Source organism: Burkholderia sp. 28_3, assembly GCF_003253915.1.
GTDB classification, from domain to species: domain Bacteria; phylum Pseudomonadota; class Gammaproteobacteria; order Burkholderiales; family Burkholderiaceae; genus Burkholderia; species Burkholderia cenocepacia.
This window is the reverse complement of record NZ_QKZF01000005.1, coordinates 288,863-305,834: the sequence shown is the minus strand read 5'-3', so window position 1 is coordinate 305,834 and position 16,972 is coordinate 288,863. Positions and strand designations below refer to the sequence as shown.

10 protein-coding genes are annotated in these 16,972 nt (G+C 68.3%); 4 read left to right on the top strand and 6 right to left on the bottom strand.

What is annotated here, in order from left to right; translation table 11 throughout:
• Positions 1 to 3: 3 nt before the first annotated feature.
• Together msbA and dnaE are read right to left on the bottom strand one after the other, a co-directional pair.
• Positions 4 to 1,791 (bottom strand): lipid A export permease/ATP-binding protein MsbA, encoded by a 1,788-nt coding sequence (gene msbA / locus DFS13_RS14425; RefSeq protein ID WP_034201493.1) that lies wholly within the window; start codon positions 1,789 to 1,791, stop codon positions 4 to 6.
• Positions 1,792 to 1,823: 32 nt separating this feature from the next.
• On the bottom strand, positions 1,824 to 5,357 hold the full coding sequence (gene dnaE, locus DFS13_RS14420; protein WP_006489624.1) for a DNA polymerase III subunit alpha: 3,534 nt from the start codon (positions 5,355 to 5,357) through the stop codon (positions 1,824 to 1,826).
• Positions 5,358 to 5,573: 216 nt separating this feature from the next.
• Here dnaE and DFS13_RS14415 point away from each other — a divergent pair, with 216 nt between their 5' ends.
• Both DFS13_RS14415 and gluQRS read left to right on the top strand, forming a co-directional pair.
• Entirely contained in the window at positions 5,574 to 6,428 is an 855-nt protein-coding gene (locus DFS13_RS14415; RefSeq protein WP_006489627.1) for a sulfurtransferase, read from the top strand.
• A gap of 24 nt (positions 6,429 to 6,452) precedes the next feature.
• A complete protein-coding gene (gluQRS, locus tag DFS13_RS14410; RefSeq protein ID WP_059721353.1) occupies positions 6,453 to 7,349 on the top strand; it encodes a tRNA glutamyl-Q(34) synthetase GluQRS in 897 nt (298 codons plus the stop codon).
• Positions 7,350 to 7,602: 253 nt separating this feature from the next.
• Here the strand turns inward: gluQRS and DFS13_RS14405 are convergent, their stop codons facing one another.
• The 4 genes from DFS13_RS14405 to purT form a co-directional block, all read right to left on the bottom strand.
• On the bottom strand, positions 7,603 to 9,153 hold the full coding sequence (locus DFS13_RS14405) for a DEAD/DEAH box helicase (protein ID WP_111441836.1): 1,551 nt from the start codon (positions 9,151 to 9,153) through the stop codon (positions 7,603 to 7,605).
• Between the two features lie 381 nt (positions 9,154 to 9,534).
• Positions 9,535 to 9,915, bottom strand: coding sequence for an MliC family protein (locus DFS13_RS14395; RefSeq protein ID WP_006497051.1), 381 nt, complete (start codon positions 9,913 to 9,915; stop codon positions 9,535 to 9,537).
• A 94-nt stretch (positions 9,916 to 10,009) separates the two neighbouring features.
• Positions 10,010 to 10,195 carry a DUF6726 family protein gene (locus DFS13_RS14390; RefSeq protein WP_006489604.1) on the bottom strand — a complete coding sequence of 62 codons (186 nt, stop codon included), beginning with the start codon at positions 10,193 to 10,195 and terminating at the stop codon, positions 10,010 to 10,012.
• An 18-nt stretch (positions 10,196 to 10,213) separates the two neighbouring features.
• Positions 10,214 to 11,428, bottom strand: coding sequence for a formate-dependent phosphoribosylglycinamide formyltransferase (gene purT / locus DFS13_RS14385; RefSeq protein WP_034201491.1), 1,215 nt, complete (start codon positions 11,426 to 11,428; stop codon positions 10,214 to 10,216).
• Between the two features lie 215 nt (positions 11,429 to 11,643).
• On the opposite strand from purT, the gene DFS13_RS14380 reads away from it, so the two are divergent.
• Complete coding sequence (locus tag DFS13_RS14380; protein ID WP_006489608.1) at positions 11,644 to 12,189, top strand: META domain-containing protein; 546 nt, start codon at positions 11,644 to 11,646, stop codon at positions 12,187 to 12,189.
• Between the two features lie 177 nt (positions 12,190 to 12,366).
• Positions 12,367 to 16,926 carry a DNA translocase FtsK gene (locus DFS13_RS14375; protein WP_111441835.1) on the top strand — a complete coding sequence of 1,520 codons (4,560 nt, stop codon included), beginning with the start codon at positions 12,367 to 12,369 and terminating at the stop codon, positions 16,924 to 16,926.
• The last annotated feature ends 46 nt before the right edge of the window (positions 16,927 to 16,972 follow it).

The following is a 16,972-nucleotide window of genomic DNA, read 5'->3' as shown; positions in this document are numbered from 1 at the left end:
CGCTCACCCGGCCTCCTGCTGGAACTGAATCCGATGCAGATGGGCATACAGGCCGCCGGATGCGAGCAGCGCCGCGTGGCTGCCGCTCTCGACGATTCTGCCGCCGTCCATCACGAGAATCCGGTCTGCACGCTCGATCGTCGACAGCCGGTGTGCGATCACCAGCGTCGTGCGGCCCTTCATCAGCGTCTCGAGCGCCGCCTGAACGTGACGCTCGGATTCCGAATCGAGCGCCGACGTCGCTTCGTCGAGAATCAGGATCGGCGCATCCTTGTAGATCGCGCGCGCAATCGCGAGACGCTGGCGCTGGCCGCCCGACAGGCGCATGCCGTTGTCGCCGACGAGCGTGTCGAGCCCGTCGGGCATCGCCTCGACCGTACTGAGCAGATTCGCGGCGCGCAGCGCCGCCGTCACGCGTTCGCGGTCGGGGGTTTGGCCGTACGCGACGTTGCTCGCGATCGTGTCGTTGAACAGCACGACATCCTGACTCACCATCGCAATCTGGTCACGCAGGTCACGTAGCCGATACTCGGGTAACGCGACGCCGTCGACGAGAATCTCTCCGGACGTCGGATCGAAAAAGCGCGGCATCAGGTTGACAAGCGTCGTCTTGCCGCTGCCTGACGGCCCCGCGAGCGCGATCATCTCGCCAGGCGCCACGTCGAACGACACGCGGTCGAGCGTTGGCTTGCCGGTGCCGGCGTGATACGCGAACGACACGTCGTTGAAACGAATCCGGCCGGTGGCCCGCTCGAGCGGCTTGCCGCCGCCTTCGGGCTCACGCGGCTCGTCGATCAGGCCGAAGATCAGCTCGGCCGCCGTCATCCCGCGCTGCAGCGGCTGGTTCACGTCCATCAGGTGCTTGAGCGGCGAAATGATGAGCAGCATCGCGGTGACGAACGCGACAAAGCCACCGACCGTCGTCTGGTCGTTCGCGGACTGCACGACGGCAATCGTCAGCACGACGGCCAGCGCGATCGACGCGAGAAACTGCGTGAGCGGCTGCGCAAGCCCACCCGACACGATCATCCGCATCGAATAGCCGCGCAGACGCCGGCTCAATTCGTTGAAGCGGCTGATTTCGTACTGCTCGCCGTTGTGGATCTTGACGACCTTGTAGCCGCCTACGGTCTCTTCGACGATGTACGCGAGCTGGTTCGTCAGCATCTGGTGCTCGCGGTTCAACCGGCGCAAACGCCGGTTGATCTTGCCGACGAGCCAGCCGATACACGGCAGCAACACGGCGACGATCAGTGTCAGTCGCCAGTTCAAATAGAACAGATAACCCAGCAGAAAGACCACCGTCAACGAATCACGCACGAGCGTAATCAACACGCCCAGCAATACGTTCAGGACCTGGTTGACCTCGAAGACGACCGCATTGATCACCGTACTCGCGGTCTCGCGCTGGAAAAACGACACGCCGGTGTGAATCATCCGGTTGAACATCTCGATCCGCAGGTCGAGCAGGATCCGGTTCGAGACATACTGAAGCAGATAGTTGGACGCGTACTGCGCGGCGGCACGCACCAGCGCGAGACCGACGACCGCGATCGGCACGTAGAGCTTCGCGGTCACGTCACCCTTCGTGCCGAAGCCGCGGTCGAGCAGCGGCTTGAGCAACGCCGGAATCCCGGCTTCCGTTGCCGCGACGACGGCCATCGCGAGGACGCCCGCCACCATCACCCACAGGAGCGGCTTCAGGTACGGCCAAAGGCGGCGCGCGACGACCACGGGCGACGATGCGTCTTCCCCGCCTATGGGTTTGCTAAGAGTAGGCTTGACGCTCAAGGTGCCCTCAAGGAATTTGAATCGAAAATCATTCAGTAGACGATTTCGGCGGAACTACCGTCGAACGCCGCGCGCAGCTCTGCCAGCAGCACGTCGCTCGGTTTCACGCGCCAGGCATCGCCCAGACGCATTTCGCCTTGCGCGCGCGCGTTGCTGTAGTGGATCTGCACCGCGAGCCCGTTCGGCAGCGGCGCCTGCGGGCGCCGACCGCCATCGCGCCCGCCGCCGCGCGGCGCGGGCGCTTCGATCACGTTCGCGGCGGCCGGATCGTCCTTCGACACGTGCGGCTCGAGCACACGGCGCAGCGCGAGCGCGTCGGCGTTGCCGTTCATCGTCAGCCGCACGGCCTGCGCGTAGCGGCTGCGCGCGCGTTCGAGATCCATCACGGTATCGGCCGTGAAGCGAATGCCGCCGGTGAACGCGTCGTTGCGCGCCTGCCCCTGCACGATCAGCAGCTCGTCTTCCTTGAACAGCGCCTTGTTCGCCTCGAACTGTTCGTTGAAGATCGTGATCTCGCACTGGCCCGTGCCGTCGTCGAGCAGCGCGATCAGCATCTTGCCGCGCTGCGTCATCTGCGTGCGCAGCGACGCGATGATGCCGGCGACGAGCTTGTCGCGCCCTTCCTTCAGGTCACCGACCTTCTGCCGCACGAACCGCCGCACTTCGTCGCGATACGCATCGAACAGGTGGCCGGACAGATAGAAACCGAGCGCGGCCTTTTCTTCCTGCAGGCGGCGCTTGTCGTCCCACGCGGGTTCGTCGACGAGCGCATGCGCGTGCGGCGACTCGGCGCCCATGTCGAACAGGCCGGCCTGCATCGCGTTCGCTTCGGCCTGGTCGGCCGCTTCCATCGCGAGCGGCACCGACGCGATCAGTTGCGCACGGTTCGGATTCAGCGAATCGAACGCGCCGGCGCGGATCAGCGCCTCGACCGTGCGGCGGTTGACGACGCGCCGGTCGATCCGTTCGCAGAAGTCGAACAGGTCGGTGAACGCCTTTTCCTCGCGGGCGCGCAGGATTTCCTCGATCGCGTTCTGGCCGCTGCCCTTCACCGCGCCGAGGCCGTAGCGGATCGTGCGCGAGCGCTTGCCGTCGGCTTCCGCGACCGGCTCGAACCGGTAATGCGACTGGTTGATGTCCGGCGGCAGCACGGCGAGGTTGTTCACGACGCAGTCGTCGAACAGGATCTTCACCTTGTCGGTGTCGTCCATCGCGAGCGTCATGTTGGCCGCCATGAATTCGGCCGGATGGTGCGCCTTCAGCCACGCGGTGTAATACGCGAGCAGCGCATACGCGGCCGCGTGCGACTTGTTGAAGCCGTAGCCCGCGAACTTCTCCATCAAGTCGAAGATCTCGTCGGACTTCTCGCGCGTGAGGCCGTTCTTCGCGGCCCCCTCGGCGAAGATCTCGCGGTGCTTGACCATCTCCTCGGGCTTCTTCTTGCCCATCGCGCGACGCAGCAAGTCCGCGCCGCCGAGCGAGTAGCCGCCGATGATCTGCGCCATCTGCATCACCTGCTCCTGATAGACCATGATGCCGTAGGTCTCTTTCAGGACGGGTTCGACGCGCGGATCCGGGTATTCGACCTTCTCGCGGCCGTGCTTCCGCGCGCAGAAGCTCGGGATCAGGTCCATCGGGCCCGGCCGGTACAACGACACGAGCGCGATGATGTCCTCGAAGCGGTCGGGCTGCGCATCCTTCAGCATGCCCTGCATCCCGCGGCTTTCCAGCTGGAACACCGCGACCGTGTTGGCCTTCTTCAGGATCTGGAACGACGCCGGATCGTCGAGCGGCACCTGCGCGAGCGACCAGTCTGCCTTCGACGGATCGAGACGGCGGATGTAGCGCTCGGCCCAGTCGAGGATCGTCAGCGTCGTGAGACCCAGAAAGTCGAACTTCACGAGGCCGACGGCTTCGACGTCGTCCTTGTCGTACTGGCTGACCACGCCGCCGTCGTCGCCCTGCGTGTACAGCGGGCAGAAATCGGTCAGCTTGCCGGGCGCGATCAGCACGCCGCCCGCGTGCATCCCGACGTTACGCGTGAGGCCCTCGACGCGCTGCGCGAGATCGAGCAGCTGGTGGACTTCGTCCTCGTGGTCGTAGCGCTCCTGCAGCTGCGGTTCTTCCTTCATCGCGTCGGCAATCGTCACGTGCTTGCCGGGCTTGAACGGAATCAGCTTCGCGACGCCGTCGGTAAACATGTAGCCGAGGTCGAGCACGCGGCCGATGTCGCGCACGGCCGCCTTCGCGGCCATCGTGCCGAACGTGGCGATCTGCGAGACCGCGTCCGCGCCGTATTTCTCCTTCACGTACTGGATCACGCGATCGCGGCCGTGCTGGCAGAAGTCGATGTCGAAGTCGGGCATCGACACGCGTTCCGGATTCAGGAAGCGCTCGAACAGCAGGTTGTAGCGCAGCGGATCGAGGTCGGTAATGCCGAGCGCGTACGCGACCAGCGAACCGGCGCCCGAGCCGCGGCCCGGGCCGACCGGCACGCCGTTGTTCTTCGCCCAGTTGATGAAGTCCGCGACGATCAGGAAGTAGCCGGGGAAGCCCATCTTCGTGATGGTCCCGCACTCGAATTCGAGGCGCTTGTAGTACGTGTCGCGCTGCGCGTCGCGCTCGGCTTCGACCGGATACAGCTGCGCGAGGCGGGTTTCGAGCCCTTCCTTCGACAGCTGGACCAGGTAGTCGTCGAGCGACATGCCGTCCGGCGTCGGGAACAGCGGCAGTTTCGGCTTGCCGAGCTCGAGCTTCAGGTTGCAGCGCTTCGCGATCTCGACCGTGTTGGCGATCGCCGACGGCAGGTCGGCGAACAGCGCGGCCATGTCGTCCTGCGTGCGGAAATACTGGTCGGTCGTGAAACGCTTCTGGCGTCGCGGGTTCGCGAGGATGTCGCCTTCCGAGATGCACACGCGCGCCTCGTGCGCGGTGAAATCGTCGTCGGTCATGAACTGCGTCGGGTGCGTCGCGACGACCGGCAGCTTCAGCGACGCGGCGAGCGTCGCCGCCTGCTGGATGTACGCCTCGGCGCCCGGCTGGCCGTAACGCTGCAGCTCGATGTAGAAGCCGCCCGGGAACACCCTGGCCCAGCGCTCGGCGTGACGGCGCGCGGCTTCTTCGTTGCCCGCGGCCAGCGCGAGCCCGATATCGCCCTGTTGCGCGCCCGACAGCGCGAGCAGCCCCTGCGCGAGCTCGCCGTCGAGCCAGCTCGCGTCGAGTTCCGCGCGGCCGCGGTACTGGTTCGTGAGCCACGCCTTCGACAGCAGCTCGCAGAGATTCAGGTAACCGACCTTGTCCTTGACCAGCAGCAGCAGCCGCGACGGCTTGTCGCGGTCGTCCGGATTGGCAATCCAGACGTCGCAGCCGGCGATCGGCTTGATGCCCTTGCCGCGGGCTTCCTGGTAGAAACGGACGAGGCCGAATGCGTTGCCGAGATCGGTGAGCGCGAGCGCGCCCTGACCGTCCGCGGCCGCCGCCTTGACGATGTCGTCAATGCGCACGATGCCGTCGGCAATCGAGAATTCGGAGTGAACGCGAAGATGGACGAAGCGAGGATCTGACATGGGCGCTATTGTAGCCGCCCCGCCGCGCAGGCTGCCCAAAAAATGCCCGCTTTGGCCGTTCGGCCGATGCACGCGGCGACGCGTCGCGCGGTTGGCCGATCGGCCAGGTACCGACGCCCGCGCCGTTTGCGGGATAATACGGTTTTTCGAATCAGCGCCCCGGCTTCGCACCCTTTTTTGCGGGCCGCCGGGCGGCCGTTTTCCCGTCGGACCATCATGACCATCGTCAACCTCGCCGCCTACCACTTCGTATCGCTCGACGCGAACGAGCAATGGCGCCCGCTCGTCACCGCCCGCTGCAACGAACTCGGCCTGCGCGGCACGATCCTGCTCGCGCCGGAAGGCATCAACCTGTTCATCGCCGGCACGCGCGAAGCCACCGACGCATTCATCGCGTACATCCGCCACGATCCGCTGTTCGAAGGCAAGTTCGCGACGCTGCAGTTCAAGGAAAGCCTGTCCGACTCGCAGCCGTTCCGCCGCATGCTCGTGCGCCTGAAGCGCGAGATCATCACGATGAAGAAGCCCGCGATCAAGCCGGAACTCGGCCGCGCGCCGTTCGTCGACGCGCGCACGCTGAAGTCGTGGCTCGATCGCGGCCACGACGATACCGGCCGCCCGGTCGTGATGCTCGACACGCGCAACGCGTTCGAGGTCGACGTCGGCACGTTCGACAACGCGCTCGACTACCGGATCGACAAGTTCAGCGAATTCCCGGAAGTGATCGACGCGAACCGCGCCGACCTCGAAGGCAAGACGGTCGTGTCGTTCTGCACCGGCGGCATCCGCTGCGAGAAGGCCGCGATCCACATGAAGGAAATCGGCATCGACAACGTGTACCAGCTCGAAGGCGGGATCCTGAAATACTTCGAGGAAGTCGGCGGCGCGCATTATCACGGCGACTGCTTCGTGTTCGACTACCGCACCGCGCTGAACCCGCAGCTCCAGCCGACCGAGAACGTCACGTGCTTCGCGTGCCGCGCGGTCGTCACGCCGGAAGCGCAACGATCGCCGAGCTACGTGGCCGGCAAGTCGTGCCCGGCCTGCGCGCAGGCAGCCAGCGCCGCGTAACGGCGCGTCGCACCGCGACCCGCGATGAATCCCGGCTATCGCGGCCGCTTCGCGCCGTCGCCCACCGGCCCGCTGCACTTCGGCTCGCTGGTCGGCGCGCTCGCAAGCTGGCTCGACGCCCGCGCGCACGGCGGCACATGGCTCGTCCGCATCGAGGATCTCGACGGCCCGCGCACGGTCCCCGGTGCGGCCGACGACATCCTCGCGACCCTCGCGCATTTCGGCATGACGCCCGACGAACCGCCCGTCTGGCAGAGTACGCGCGATGCGGCCTACACGGCCGCGCTCGAGCGGCTCGTCGCGGCGGGGCTCGTCTATCCGTGCGGCTGCACGCGCAAGGAAATCGCCGATTCGCTGCGCGCCGCCCATGAACGCCATACGACGCTCGCGTATCCGGGTACCTGCCGCACCGGCCTGCACGGCAAGCCCGCGCGCGCATGGCGGCTGCGCGTGCCGGACGGCGACGATGCGGTCGTCACGTTCGACGATCGCTGGCAGCACGCGCAATCGCAGAACCTCGCGACCGAAGTCGGCGATTTCGTGCTGAAACGCGCGGACGGCCAATGGGCGTATCAGCTCGCGGTCGTCGTCGACGATGCCGATGCCGGCATCACGCACGTCGTGCGCGGCGCCGACCTGCTCGATTCGACCGCGCGCCAGATCTACCTGCAGCGCTGCCTCGGGGTGCCGACTCCCGCGTACCTGCACGTGCCGGTCGTCGTCGATGCCAACGGCGAAAAGCTCAGCAAGCAGACGGGCGCGACGGCACTCGAACGCGACGATCCGCTGCCGGCGCTGCGGGCCGCGGCCGCGCATCTCGGTCTGGCGGCCGATGGCGATCGGCCGGTCCATACGATCGACGCGTTCTACGCGGCCGCGACCGATGCATGGGCGCGTCGCTTCGGGCCGCGTGCCGGTTGAATCGCTTGCACGACGCCGGCCCATGCCGACGACGCGCCTGTCTCGGTCAGTGCCGAATCCAGCCGCATGAAAGCAAGGCGAAAGCCACGCCCACCGACGACTCGGCATCGAAAGCTCCTCCCCCACGCGGCAAGCAATAGCTCGCACGCGCCCCGCCCCGATCGCCTCGCCCAATGAAAAACGGGCACATGCTCGTCACATGTACCCGCTTGTCCGGCAGCGCTCACGCGCCGCCCCAACCACTCGGCCCGCCTTATGCCGACGGCTTGCGCGGCATCCCGAAGCCGCCGAGCAGCGCGGCGACCTGGCGCTTCGGCCCTTTCTTCTCGGGCTGCTGCGCGGGCTGCGCGTCGTCCGGCTGCTTCGCCGACGCCGACGGCTCGTACGGCTTCAGGAAGAAATCGTCGACCGGCGTTTCGTGGCGGCGATGATGGCCACCGCGCTCGGCGCTGCCCGACGACCGGCGGCCCGAGGCACCGCGATGCTCGTCGCGATCGCGCCGGCCGCCCCGTTCGGCACCGCGCTCACCGCCACGCTCGCCGCCGCGCTCGTCGTGACGATGGCGCGCCGGTTTGTCGAGCTTGAGCGTCTGCATTTCGAGCGGACGCTTGATCAGCTTCTCGATATCGGCGAGCTGCTTGCGCTCGTTCGGGCTGCACAGCGACAGCGCGTCGCCCGTCGCACCCGCGCGGCCGGTACGGCCGATCCGGTGCACGTAGTCTTCCGCGCTGAACGGCAGGTCGAAGTTGATCACGGCCGGCAGCTCGGCGATGTCGAGACCGCGCGCGGCCACGTCGGTCGCGACCAGCGCCTCGATCTCGCCGCGCTTGAACGCGTCGAGCGCCTGCATCCGCTCGATCTGCGTCTTGTCGCCGTGGATCGCCGATGCGACCACGCCGTCGCGCTCGAGATTGCGCGCGAGGCGGCTCGCACCGATCTTGCTGTTGCAGAACACGATCACCTGCTTGAGGCCGCGATCGCGCAGCAACTGCACGACGGCCGCCTGCTTGTCGCCTTCGGCGACGTCGTAGACGATCTGCGTGACGTTCGCGTTCGTCGAGTTGCTGCGCGCGACCTCGATCGTCTGCGGGTTGCGCAGGTAGGTCGACGCGAGCTTCTTGATTTCGCCCGAGAAGGTGGCCGAGAACAACAGCGTCTGACGCTCCTTCGGCAGCAGGTTCAGGATGCGCTGCAGATCGGGCAGGAAGCCCATGTCGAGCATCCGGTCGGCTTCGTCGAGCACGAGGATCTGCACCTGGCCGAGGTTCGCCGTCTTCTGCTGCACGTGGTCGAGCAGGCGGCCCGGCGTCGCGATCAGGATCTCGACGCCGCGGCGCAGTTCGGCCGATTGCGGGTTCATGTCGACGCCGCCGAACACCACCGCGCTGCGCAGCGGCGTGTGCTTCGCATACGCGTGCACGTTCGCGGCGACCTGGTCGGCGAGTTCGCGGGTCGGCGTGAGGATCAGCGCACGCACCGGGTGGCGCGCCGGTGACGCGCTCGTGTTGGCCTGCGGCAGCAGACGCTGGATGATCGGCAGCGAGAAGCTCGCGGTCTTGCCGGTGCCCGTTTGCGCGGCGCCCATGACGTCGCGGCCGGCGAGCACGACCGGAATGGCCTGCGCCTGGATCGGCGTCGGCGTCGTATAGCCCTGCTCCGCAATGGCTTTCAGGATATCGGCGGCAAGGCCGAATTGATCGAAGGTTGCGTCGACGGGCTTGGCGACAGAATCGGACATGGTGGCGTTTCGCTCAAAAGGCGCGGCGGGGACATCGTGCGTCAGGCCAGCCGGGCCTGCGCTCATCACAATTCGGAAATAGACGGAGCCGCGGCGCGCCGCGCGGCGCCGCTCTGGCGCTTGGGACCGGTTCAATGCGAACGCTGGACGCCAGGCCGTGCGGACTCCGTTCGGCGCGAATGCCGGCGGAAAGGGCCGTATTGTAGCACCGTGCGGGCATCTGTCCGTGACAACGCCGCGAACGGCCGTGGCGGCGGTTCGCGCGGCGGGGCCGCCAAGGCCCGCCCAAGGCCCGCGCGGGCGAACGGCTGGCCGATCGGGTTATCCGACTCGGCCGGCACACGATATTAGGGGTTCGATCTCTAAGCGTCGTATCGACAGGTCCGCCGTCAGCCCGACAGCCGGTCAACGCGGGTGGCGAATACGCTCCGCGATCGTGCCCGCCGGTCAGCCCTTCTTCTTTTTCTTCTCGACCTGCACGCAGTCGCCCAGCAGCGGCGGCGACTTCGGGTCGGCGATCTCGTCGCGCAGCGTCGCTTCCTTGCCCTTCGTCCACCACGTATAGCGGCCTGCCTGATAGCGCGCGCCGGACGCCGACACCGTATCGACGAACAGCATCTGCTTGCCGTCGACCGGCACGAGCGCGAAGCTCTGGCCGTTGCCCGCGAGCCAGTACGACACGCGCACCGGCTGCTTGTGGTTCGCGCACTGGTAGACGGTTTGCTGGCGCGCGTCGGCGTCGATCTCTTCGACGGTCAGTTGCGCGGCATGCGCGACGGAAACGGCGGTGCCGGCGAGCGCAAGCGCAGCGAAGGTTTGGCGAATCATGCAGGTCCTCTCACGAGACGGGTGGAAACGCGCCCTCGCGGGGCGCGCGGTTATTGTTTATCGGGGTGGCGGGTTAGCACGCCGGTTGCCGGAATCAGGGATCGATCACGTCCGCGCACGCATCGGTCGGCGCGGCGGCGACATGGCCGACGAGCGGCACGATCTTGAGCCCGGCCGACGCCACCCGGCACGGCGCGGCCGCGAGGCCGCAGCCCGCGAGACTCGCGACGAGCGCCAGCGCGACGCCCAGCTTTCCGATACGCAACCATCTCGACGCCATCGTCCTCTCCTCGTTCCGTCAGCGCGCCGACACGGGCCGGACGGCCGCGGCCGCGCGCTTCGCGCGTTCGCGGGCTTCGTCGACGGTCGCGCCGGTCGCCAGCGCGACGCCCATGCGTCGCTTCGCAAAACTTTCCGGCTTGCCGAACAGGCGCAAGTCCGCGCCCGGCACCGCGAGCGCGTCGCGCACGCCTTCGAACGCGATCCCGCGCTCGTCGAGCCCGCCGTAGATCACCGCCGACGCAGCCGGCGTGCCGAGCGCCGGATCCACCGGCAGCCCGAGAATCGCCCGCGCGTGCAGCTCGAATTCCGACTGGCGCTGCGAGGCGAGCGTGACGAGGCCCGTATCGTGCGGCCGCGGGCTCACCTCGGAGAACCAGACGTCGTCGCCGCGCACGAACAGCTCGACGCCGAACATCCCGCGTCCGCCGAGCGCCTCGGTCACCTTGTGCGCGATCTCGCGCGACTTCGCGAGCGCCGCCGCGCGCATCGGCTGCGGCTGCCACGATTCGACATAGTCACCCGCCACCTGCACGTGGCCGACCGGCTCGCAGAAGTAGGTACGCGTGTCGAGCGTCGCGGGGTCGATCGCGCGCACGGTCAGCTGCGTGATCTCGTAGTCGAAATCGACGAAGCCCTCGACGATCACGCGGCCGTGGTTCACGCGCCCGCCCGCCATCGCATGGTCCCACGCGGGTTTCACGTCGGCGTCGGTCTTCACGACCGACTGCCCCTTGCCCGACGACGACATCACGGGCTTCACGACGCACGGCATGCCGATCTTCGCGACGGCCGCGCTGAAGGCTTCGAACGAATCGGCGAACGCATACGGCGACGTCGGCAGGCCGAGTTCCTCGGCCGCGAGCCGGCGGATCCCTTCGCGATTCATCGTGAGCTGCGTCGCGCGCGCGGTCGGGATCACCTCGGCGAGGCCGGCCGCCTCGATCGCCGCGAGCGCGTCGGTGGCGATCGCCTCGATCTCGGGCACGATCAAATGCGGGCGCTCGGCCTCGACGATCGCCCGCAGCGCGGCCGGGTCCGTCATGTCGATCACGTGCGCGCGATGGGCGACCTGGTGGCCCGGCGCATCCTGATAACGATCGACCGCGACGACTTCGACGCCGAGGCGCTGCAACGCGATGATGACTTCCTTGCCGAGTTCGCCGGCGCCGAGCAGCATGACGCGCGTGGCCGAGGGTGAAAGCGGCGTACCGAGCCGCTGACCGATCTGCATGTGATTTCCCGCTGGTTCTGTTGGAGGACGAAAACGGCTTCGATGTTAACACGGGCATCCGGGCCGGTTTGGGCGGTTTGGTCGCGCCCACGCCGCGCCGCGCGATCCCGTGGGCGGGCTGCGAACGTTTTCACGCGCGAAGTGTCGGCTCGCCTGCCGCGGGGCGGGTGCGTTACTCTTACGCCTTGATCAGAATCCGAAGAGGAACGAGGCTCATGTCCCACCTGTCCGCGGCCGCACGCGCACGCACCGGCCTGCTTCGCCCGTTGCGCGCGCCGCTTTGCGCGCTGACGCTTGCCACGCTTCTCGCCGCCTGCGCGATGCCGACCCATCCCGATTCCGCCGCCCCCGCGCCCGACCCGTACAACCCGGCCGCCGTCCAGCTGCTCGACGACACCAGTTGGGAGCTCACCAGCTGGGTGAACGCCGACGGCACGCCACGCGCGATCCCGCACGGCGACAACGGCGAACCGATCAAGCTCGCGCTGTCGACCGATTCGGGCATCCGGCGCGCGAGCGGGTTCTCCGGCTGCAACCGCTACATGGGCACCTACGCGATCAAGAACGGCGTGCTGAGCTTCGGCCCGCTCGCCGGCACGCGGATGGCCTGCCCAAACACGCTCGGCGGCCAGCTCGAAGCCGCCTACCTCGATGCGCTCGCCCACGTCGAGAAGACCGGCGTGCAGATGCGTGCGCCCCAGCAATTGCAGATCGTGACCCAGGCCGGCGCAACGCTGACGTTCACGCACCGGAGCCCCTGATGTACGGCGCGCGCGAAGGCCGACCGACCGCCTTCGCGTGGCGCGCCACGCGCACGCGCCAGCCGCGTGCGTCGCGCAGCGTGAATCGGAATCACGCCGCGTTAGAGTCTTGTTCGCCGGCCGGTTAAACTCGGCGGGTCGCGCCCCGCGCGCCCCGCCCCACTCCTGTTTCAAAGCATGCACACGGTTGTCTTCGGCTGGTTCGGCATCTCCGCCGTCTGGTTCCTCCTTCTCTTCTGGCGTCTCGTGCAGGCGATGCTGCCCGGTGGCGGCGGGCTCGCCGGTCGCGGCTCGATTCGCCTGTGGCTCGGCTTCGCCGCGGTATTCGTCGCAAGTTGCACGCTGACGAGCCCGCTGTCGGGCCCCGACACGAACGCGCTCGGTCATGCGTTCTCGGCCGGCTTCGCCCACGTGCTCGGCCCGGTCGGCACGCCGGTCGCGATGGTCGTGCTGTTCTTCGCCGGCCTGCCGTGGCTGACCGGCATCGGCTGGCGGCAGTTCGCCGCATGGGTCGACACGTCGTTCGGCGTCAAGCTGTCGCGCGACGGCGGCGACGACGACGCGCGCGGAATCGCCGACCTGCCGCGCAGCGCGCTGCATCGCGACGACGACGTCGTGCAACCGACCACCGCGCACACCGTCAACTCGATGGCGCCGCGCCAGAACGGCCGGTATTCGCGCCCGACATTGTGGAAACCCGATCCGCAGGCACGACCGAAGCCGCGCAGCAAGACGCCCCCGCGCCCCCTTGCGGAACCCGTCGCGCCGTCGGGCTGGCTGAAGCCGACCGCCTCCCCGCGCACGCCGGTGCCGCCCGCCCCCATCCCGGCCAGCGCGATGCCGCCGCCGACCACCGGCAGCACCGCCAGCCTCGCGCGCGCCGCCGCGAACGCGCAAGTGCCGCGCCCCGCGCCCGCCCCGCTTCCGGTCGGATTCGAACCCGTCCGGCCGCGTCCGACCGCCGCGCGGCCGGCCACCGCTGCGCTGACGCAGACCGCGCCGCGCGCGACCGTCACGCCGCGACCGGCCGGCACGCAAGCGCAACGTCCGCCGGTGCGCCCGGTCGCGGGCACGGCGGCCACCGGCCAGTCGCCGGACGCGGCACGTCGCCGCCCGGCGCCGCCCGCCCCGGCGCGCGCACCGCTCTATGCGTGGAACGAGAAGCCGGCCGCGCCGATTACGCCGGCGCCGAGCGTTCACGACACGCTGCGTTCGATCGAGGCCAGCACCGCGCAATGGGCGTCGCTGGGCGGCGCACAGACGGCCGATGCAACGCACGCGGCAACCGCGGCCGCCGCCGTGGCAGCAGGCAGCGTGGCCGCGCCGGTATCGGCGGCATCGGCGGTCGCGTCGAACGCATTCGCCTCCGCGGCACATGACGTTGCAGCCCAGAACACCAACGTTCCGGCAGCACACAAAGAACACGATGCCGTGCCCGCGTACGACGATGGCGCGCCGATCGTGCTCGACGCCTTCATGCCGGCAGAATCGAGCATCACGCAGGCGCCGGCTGGCGAGTTGCGTGGCCCTGCGCTCGATGACGCTACATCGCACGCGCTGCCGGAAACCGGCACCGACGATCGCGTGGTTTCGCATCACGCCGACGACGAGATCCGTCACGTCGACGATGCGCCCGCCGCGCCGGCATTCGAGATCGCAGCCGCGCCGTCGTTCGACGCGCCCATCGATCTCGCGCCGTGGGAAGACGTTGTCAGCGCGCCGGTTTCCGCCCTCGACGTGTCGACCGAAAATTCGATCGCCGAATCGCTGGCGAACACCGCAGGATCGGAATCCGCTCATTCAGCCTCCACGCAAACAGGCGATGCAGCGGTTCGCGACCTCGGCACCAGCACGCCGGCCGGGTCCGTCGATATCGACGACAAGGACGACGCGCAACCGGCGGCTGCCATCGACCGCGCCGCACCGGTCCACGTGCCGCAAGGCGCTGCCGATGCGCACGCCGGTGTAACACCCGTCGAAAGCATCGTTCCGTTCGCTGCGCTGCCCTCTTCGTCGATCGCGCAGACGTCTGCCCGCACGCTTTCCGGGACCGCGTCGACTGCGGCAACGTCCGCACCGGCCGGATCGCAGCCTGCACCGGAAGCTGGCAAGGCAATGGAGGCGGACCCAGCGGCACCGCTGTCGGCCGGCGCTCAACGCGCGACGCCCGCCGCCACACAGTGGACAGCCCCGACGATGCCGTCCGCTGCGGCACCGGCGACCGTCGCTTCGGAAGTGCCGAAATCGCCCGCGGCTCAACCGTTCGCCGCAGCTTCGACGGCTTCGGCCATCGCCGCATCGCCACTGGCCGGCACGGCTCATGACTCGACTGCACAAGCATCCACACCCGCATCGAGCGTCGCCCCCGCTACCGCCGCCATCTCACCCGTTGGCACAACCGGCACCGCGTCCGCTTCGCTGACGCAACCGGCCGCATCGGCACCGCCCGTTACTTCCGCCGCGCCGGCATCGCCGGCCGGTGTTACGGGCATGACTTACGGTTCGCTTTCCGGCGCTTCGACGCCCGCATCGACCGCTGCGCCCGTCGTGACGGCATCGACGACCGGTACGTCGGGTTCGACGTTCGGTTCGATCGCGCCGACGCCGGACACATCGGCGCCCGCCATCGCGACGCCCGCGACTTTCACGTCCGCGCCGAACGCTGCACCGTCTTCCGCGCCGGCATCGACGCTTCCCGCCAGCACGGCGACCACGTCGACCGGTACAACGACCACGACCTTCGCTACATCCGGCTCATCCGGCGCAGTCACCCCGCAGCCGCCAATCAGCTTGCCGGTGTCGCCCACCACGTCCACCACGACGTCGGCGTCCTTCAGCGCGCTCGCTCCGGCCACCACGGCCGCCGCCACTCCGGCCCACCCGCCCGCAGGTGCGCCTTCAGCCGCAGCCGGATCGCCGATGTCGATCGCGCCCGTACCTGCCGCAACCACAACCGCAGCCGCAACCCAGACGTTCACGACATCGCCCGCCCCTGCCGCTTCGTCGGCAGGCTGGACCATGTCGCATGACGTGACCGCGACGCCGACCGCGGCGCCGCCGGCAGCAATCGTCCCCGGCACGAACCTCCCGGCCACGCCGGCAGCCGTCAGTTCGGCGCCGCCGACCGTGATCCCGCCAATCGGCGCACCCGCGGCCCATGCAACCGAGGCCACCGACGCAACCGAACCGCCCCCGGCCGACACCCCCGTCCGTCAGCCGCGCCCGAACGCGTTCGAATTCCACGCACCCGCGTCGTTCAGCGTCGAACTGCCGACGCTCGACCTGCTCGAACCGGCATCCGACGACATCGAAACGATCACCGAGGAACACCTCGCGCAAACCGCGCAGGTGATCGAGCAGCGGCTGCAGGAATTCAAGGTGCCGGTGACGGTGGTCGGTGCATCGGCCGGCCCCGTGATCACGCGCTTCGAGATCGAACCCGCGCTCGGCGTGCGCGGCAGCCAGATCGTCGGCCTGATGAAGGATCTGTCGCGCGGCCTCGGCCTCACGTCGATCCGCGTCGTCGAGACGATTCCCGGCAAGACCTGCATGGGCCTCGAACTGCCGAACGCGAAGCGTCAGATGATCCGCCTGTCGGAAATTCTTGCCGCACGCGAATATCAGCATTCGCCGTCGCAACTGACGATCGCGATGGGCAAGGACATCACCGGCCATCCGGTCGTCACCGACCTCGCGAAGGCGCCGCACATGCTCGTTGCCGGTACAACCGGTTCGGGCAAGTCGGTCGCGATCAACGCGATGATCCTGTCGCTGCTGTACAAGGCGACGCCGGAAGACGTGCGGCTCATCATGATCGACCCGAAGATGCTGGAGTTGTCGGTCTACGAAGGCATCCCGCACCTGCTCGCGCCGGTCGTCACCGACATGAAGCTCGCGGCCAACGCGCTGAACTGGTGCGTCGGCGAAATGGAGAAGCGCTACCGGCTGATGTCGGCCGTCGGCGTGCGCAACCTCGCGGGCTTCAACCAGAAGATCCGCGACGCGGAAGCGAAGGAAAAGAAGATCGGCAACCCGTTCTCGCTGACGCCCGACGATCCGGAGCCGCTGTCGAAGCTGCCGCTGATCGTCGTCGTGATCGACGAGCTGGCCGACCTGATGATGGTGGCCGGCAAGAAGATCGAGGAGCTGATCGCCCGCCTCGCGCAGAAGGCGCGCGCGGCCGGCATCCACCTGATCCTCGCGACCCAGCGGCCGTCCGTCGACGTGATCACGGGCCTCATCAAGGCGAACATCCCGACGCGCGTCGCGTTCCAGGTATCGTCGAAGATCGACTCGCGCACGATCCTCGACCAGATGGGTGCGGAGTCGCTGCTCGGGATGGGCGACATGCTGTTCCTGCCGCCCGGCACCGGCTATCCGCAGCGCGTGCACGGCGCGTTCGTCGCCGACGAGGAAGTGCACCGGATCGTCGAGTACCTGAAGCAGTTCGGCGAGCCGCAGTACGAGGAAGGCATCCTCGACGGCCCGGCCGCCGACGGCGCGACGCAGGACCTGTTCGGCGACGCGCCGGACGCGGAAGCCGATCCGCTGTACGACGAAGCGGTCGCATTCGTCGTGCGCACGCGGCGCGCGTCGATCTCGTCGGTGCAGCGGCAGTTGCGCATCGGCTACAACCGCGCGGCGCGCCTCGTCGAGCAGATGGAAGCGGCCGGCCTCGTGTCGGCGATGGGCATCAACGGCAGCCGCGAGGTACTCGTGCCGGCCGCGGCCGACTGAAGCCGGCAGGCCGGCGGCCGCGAATCATCGATCCGGGCGTGCCACA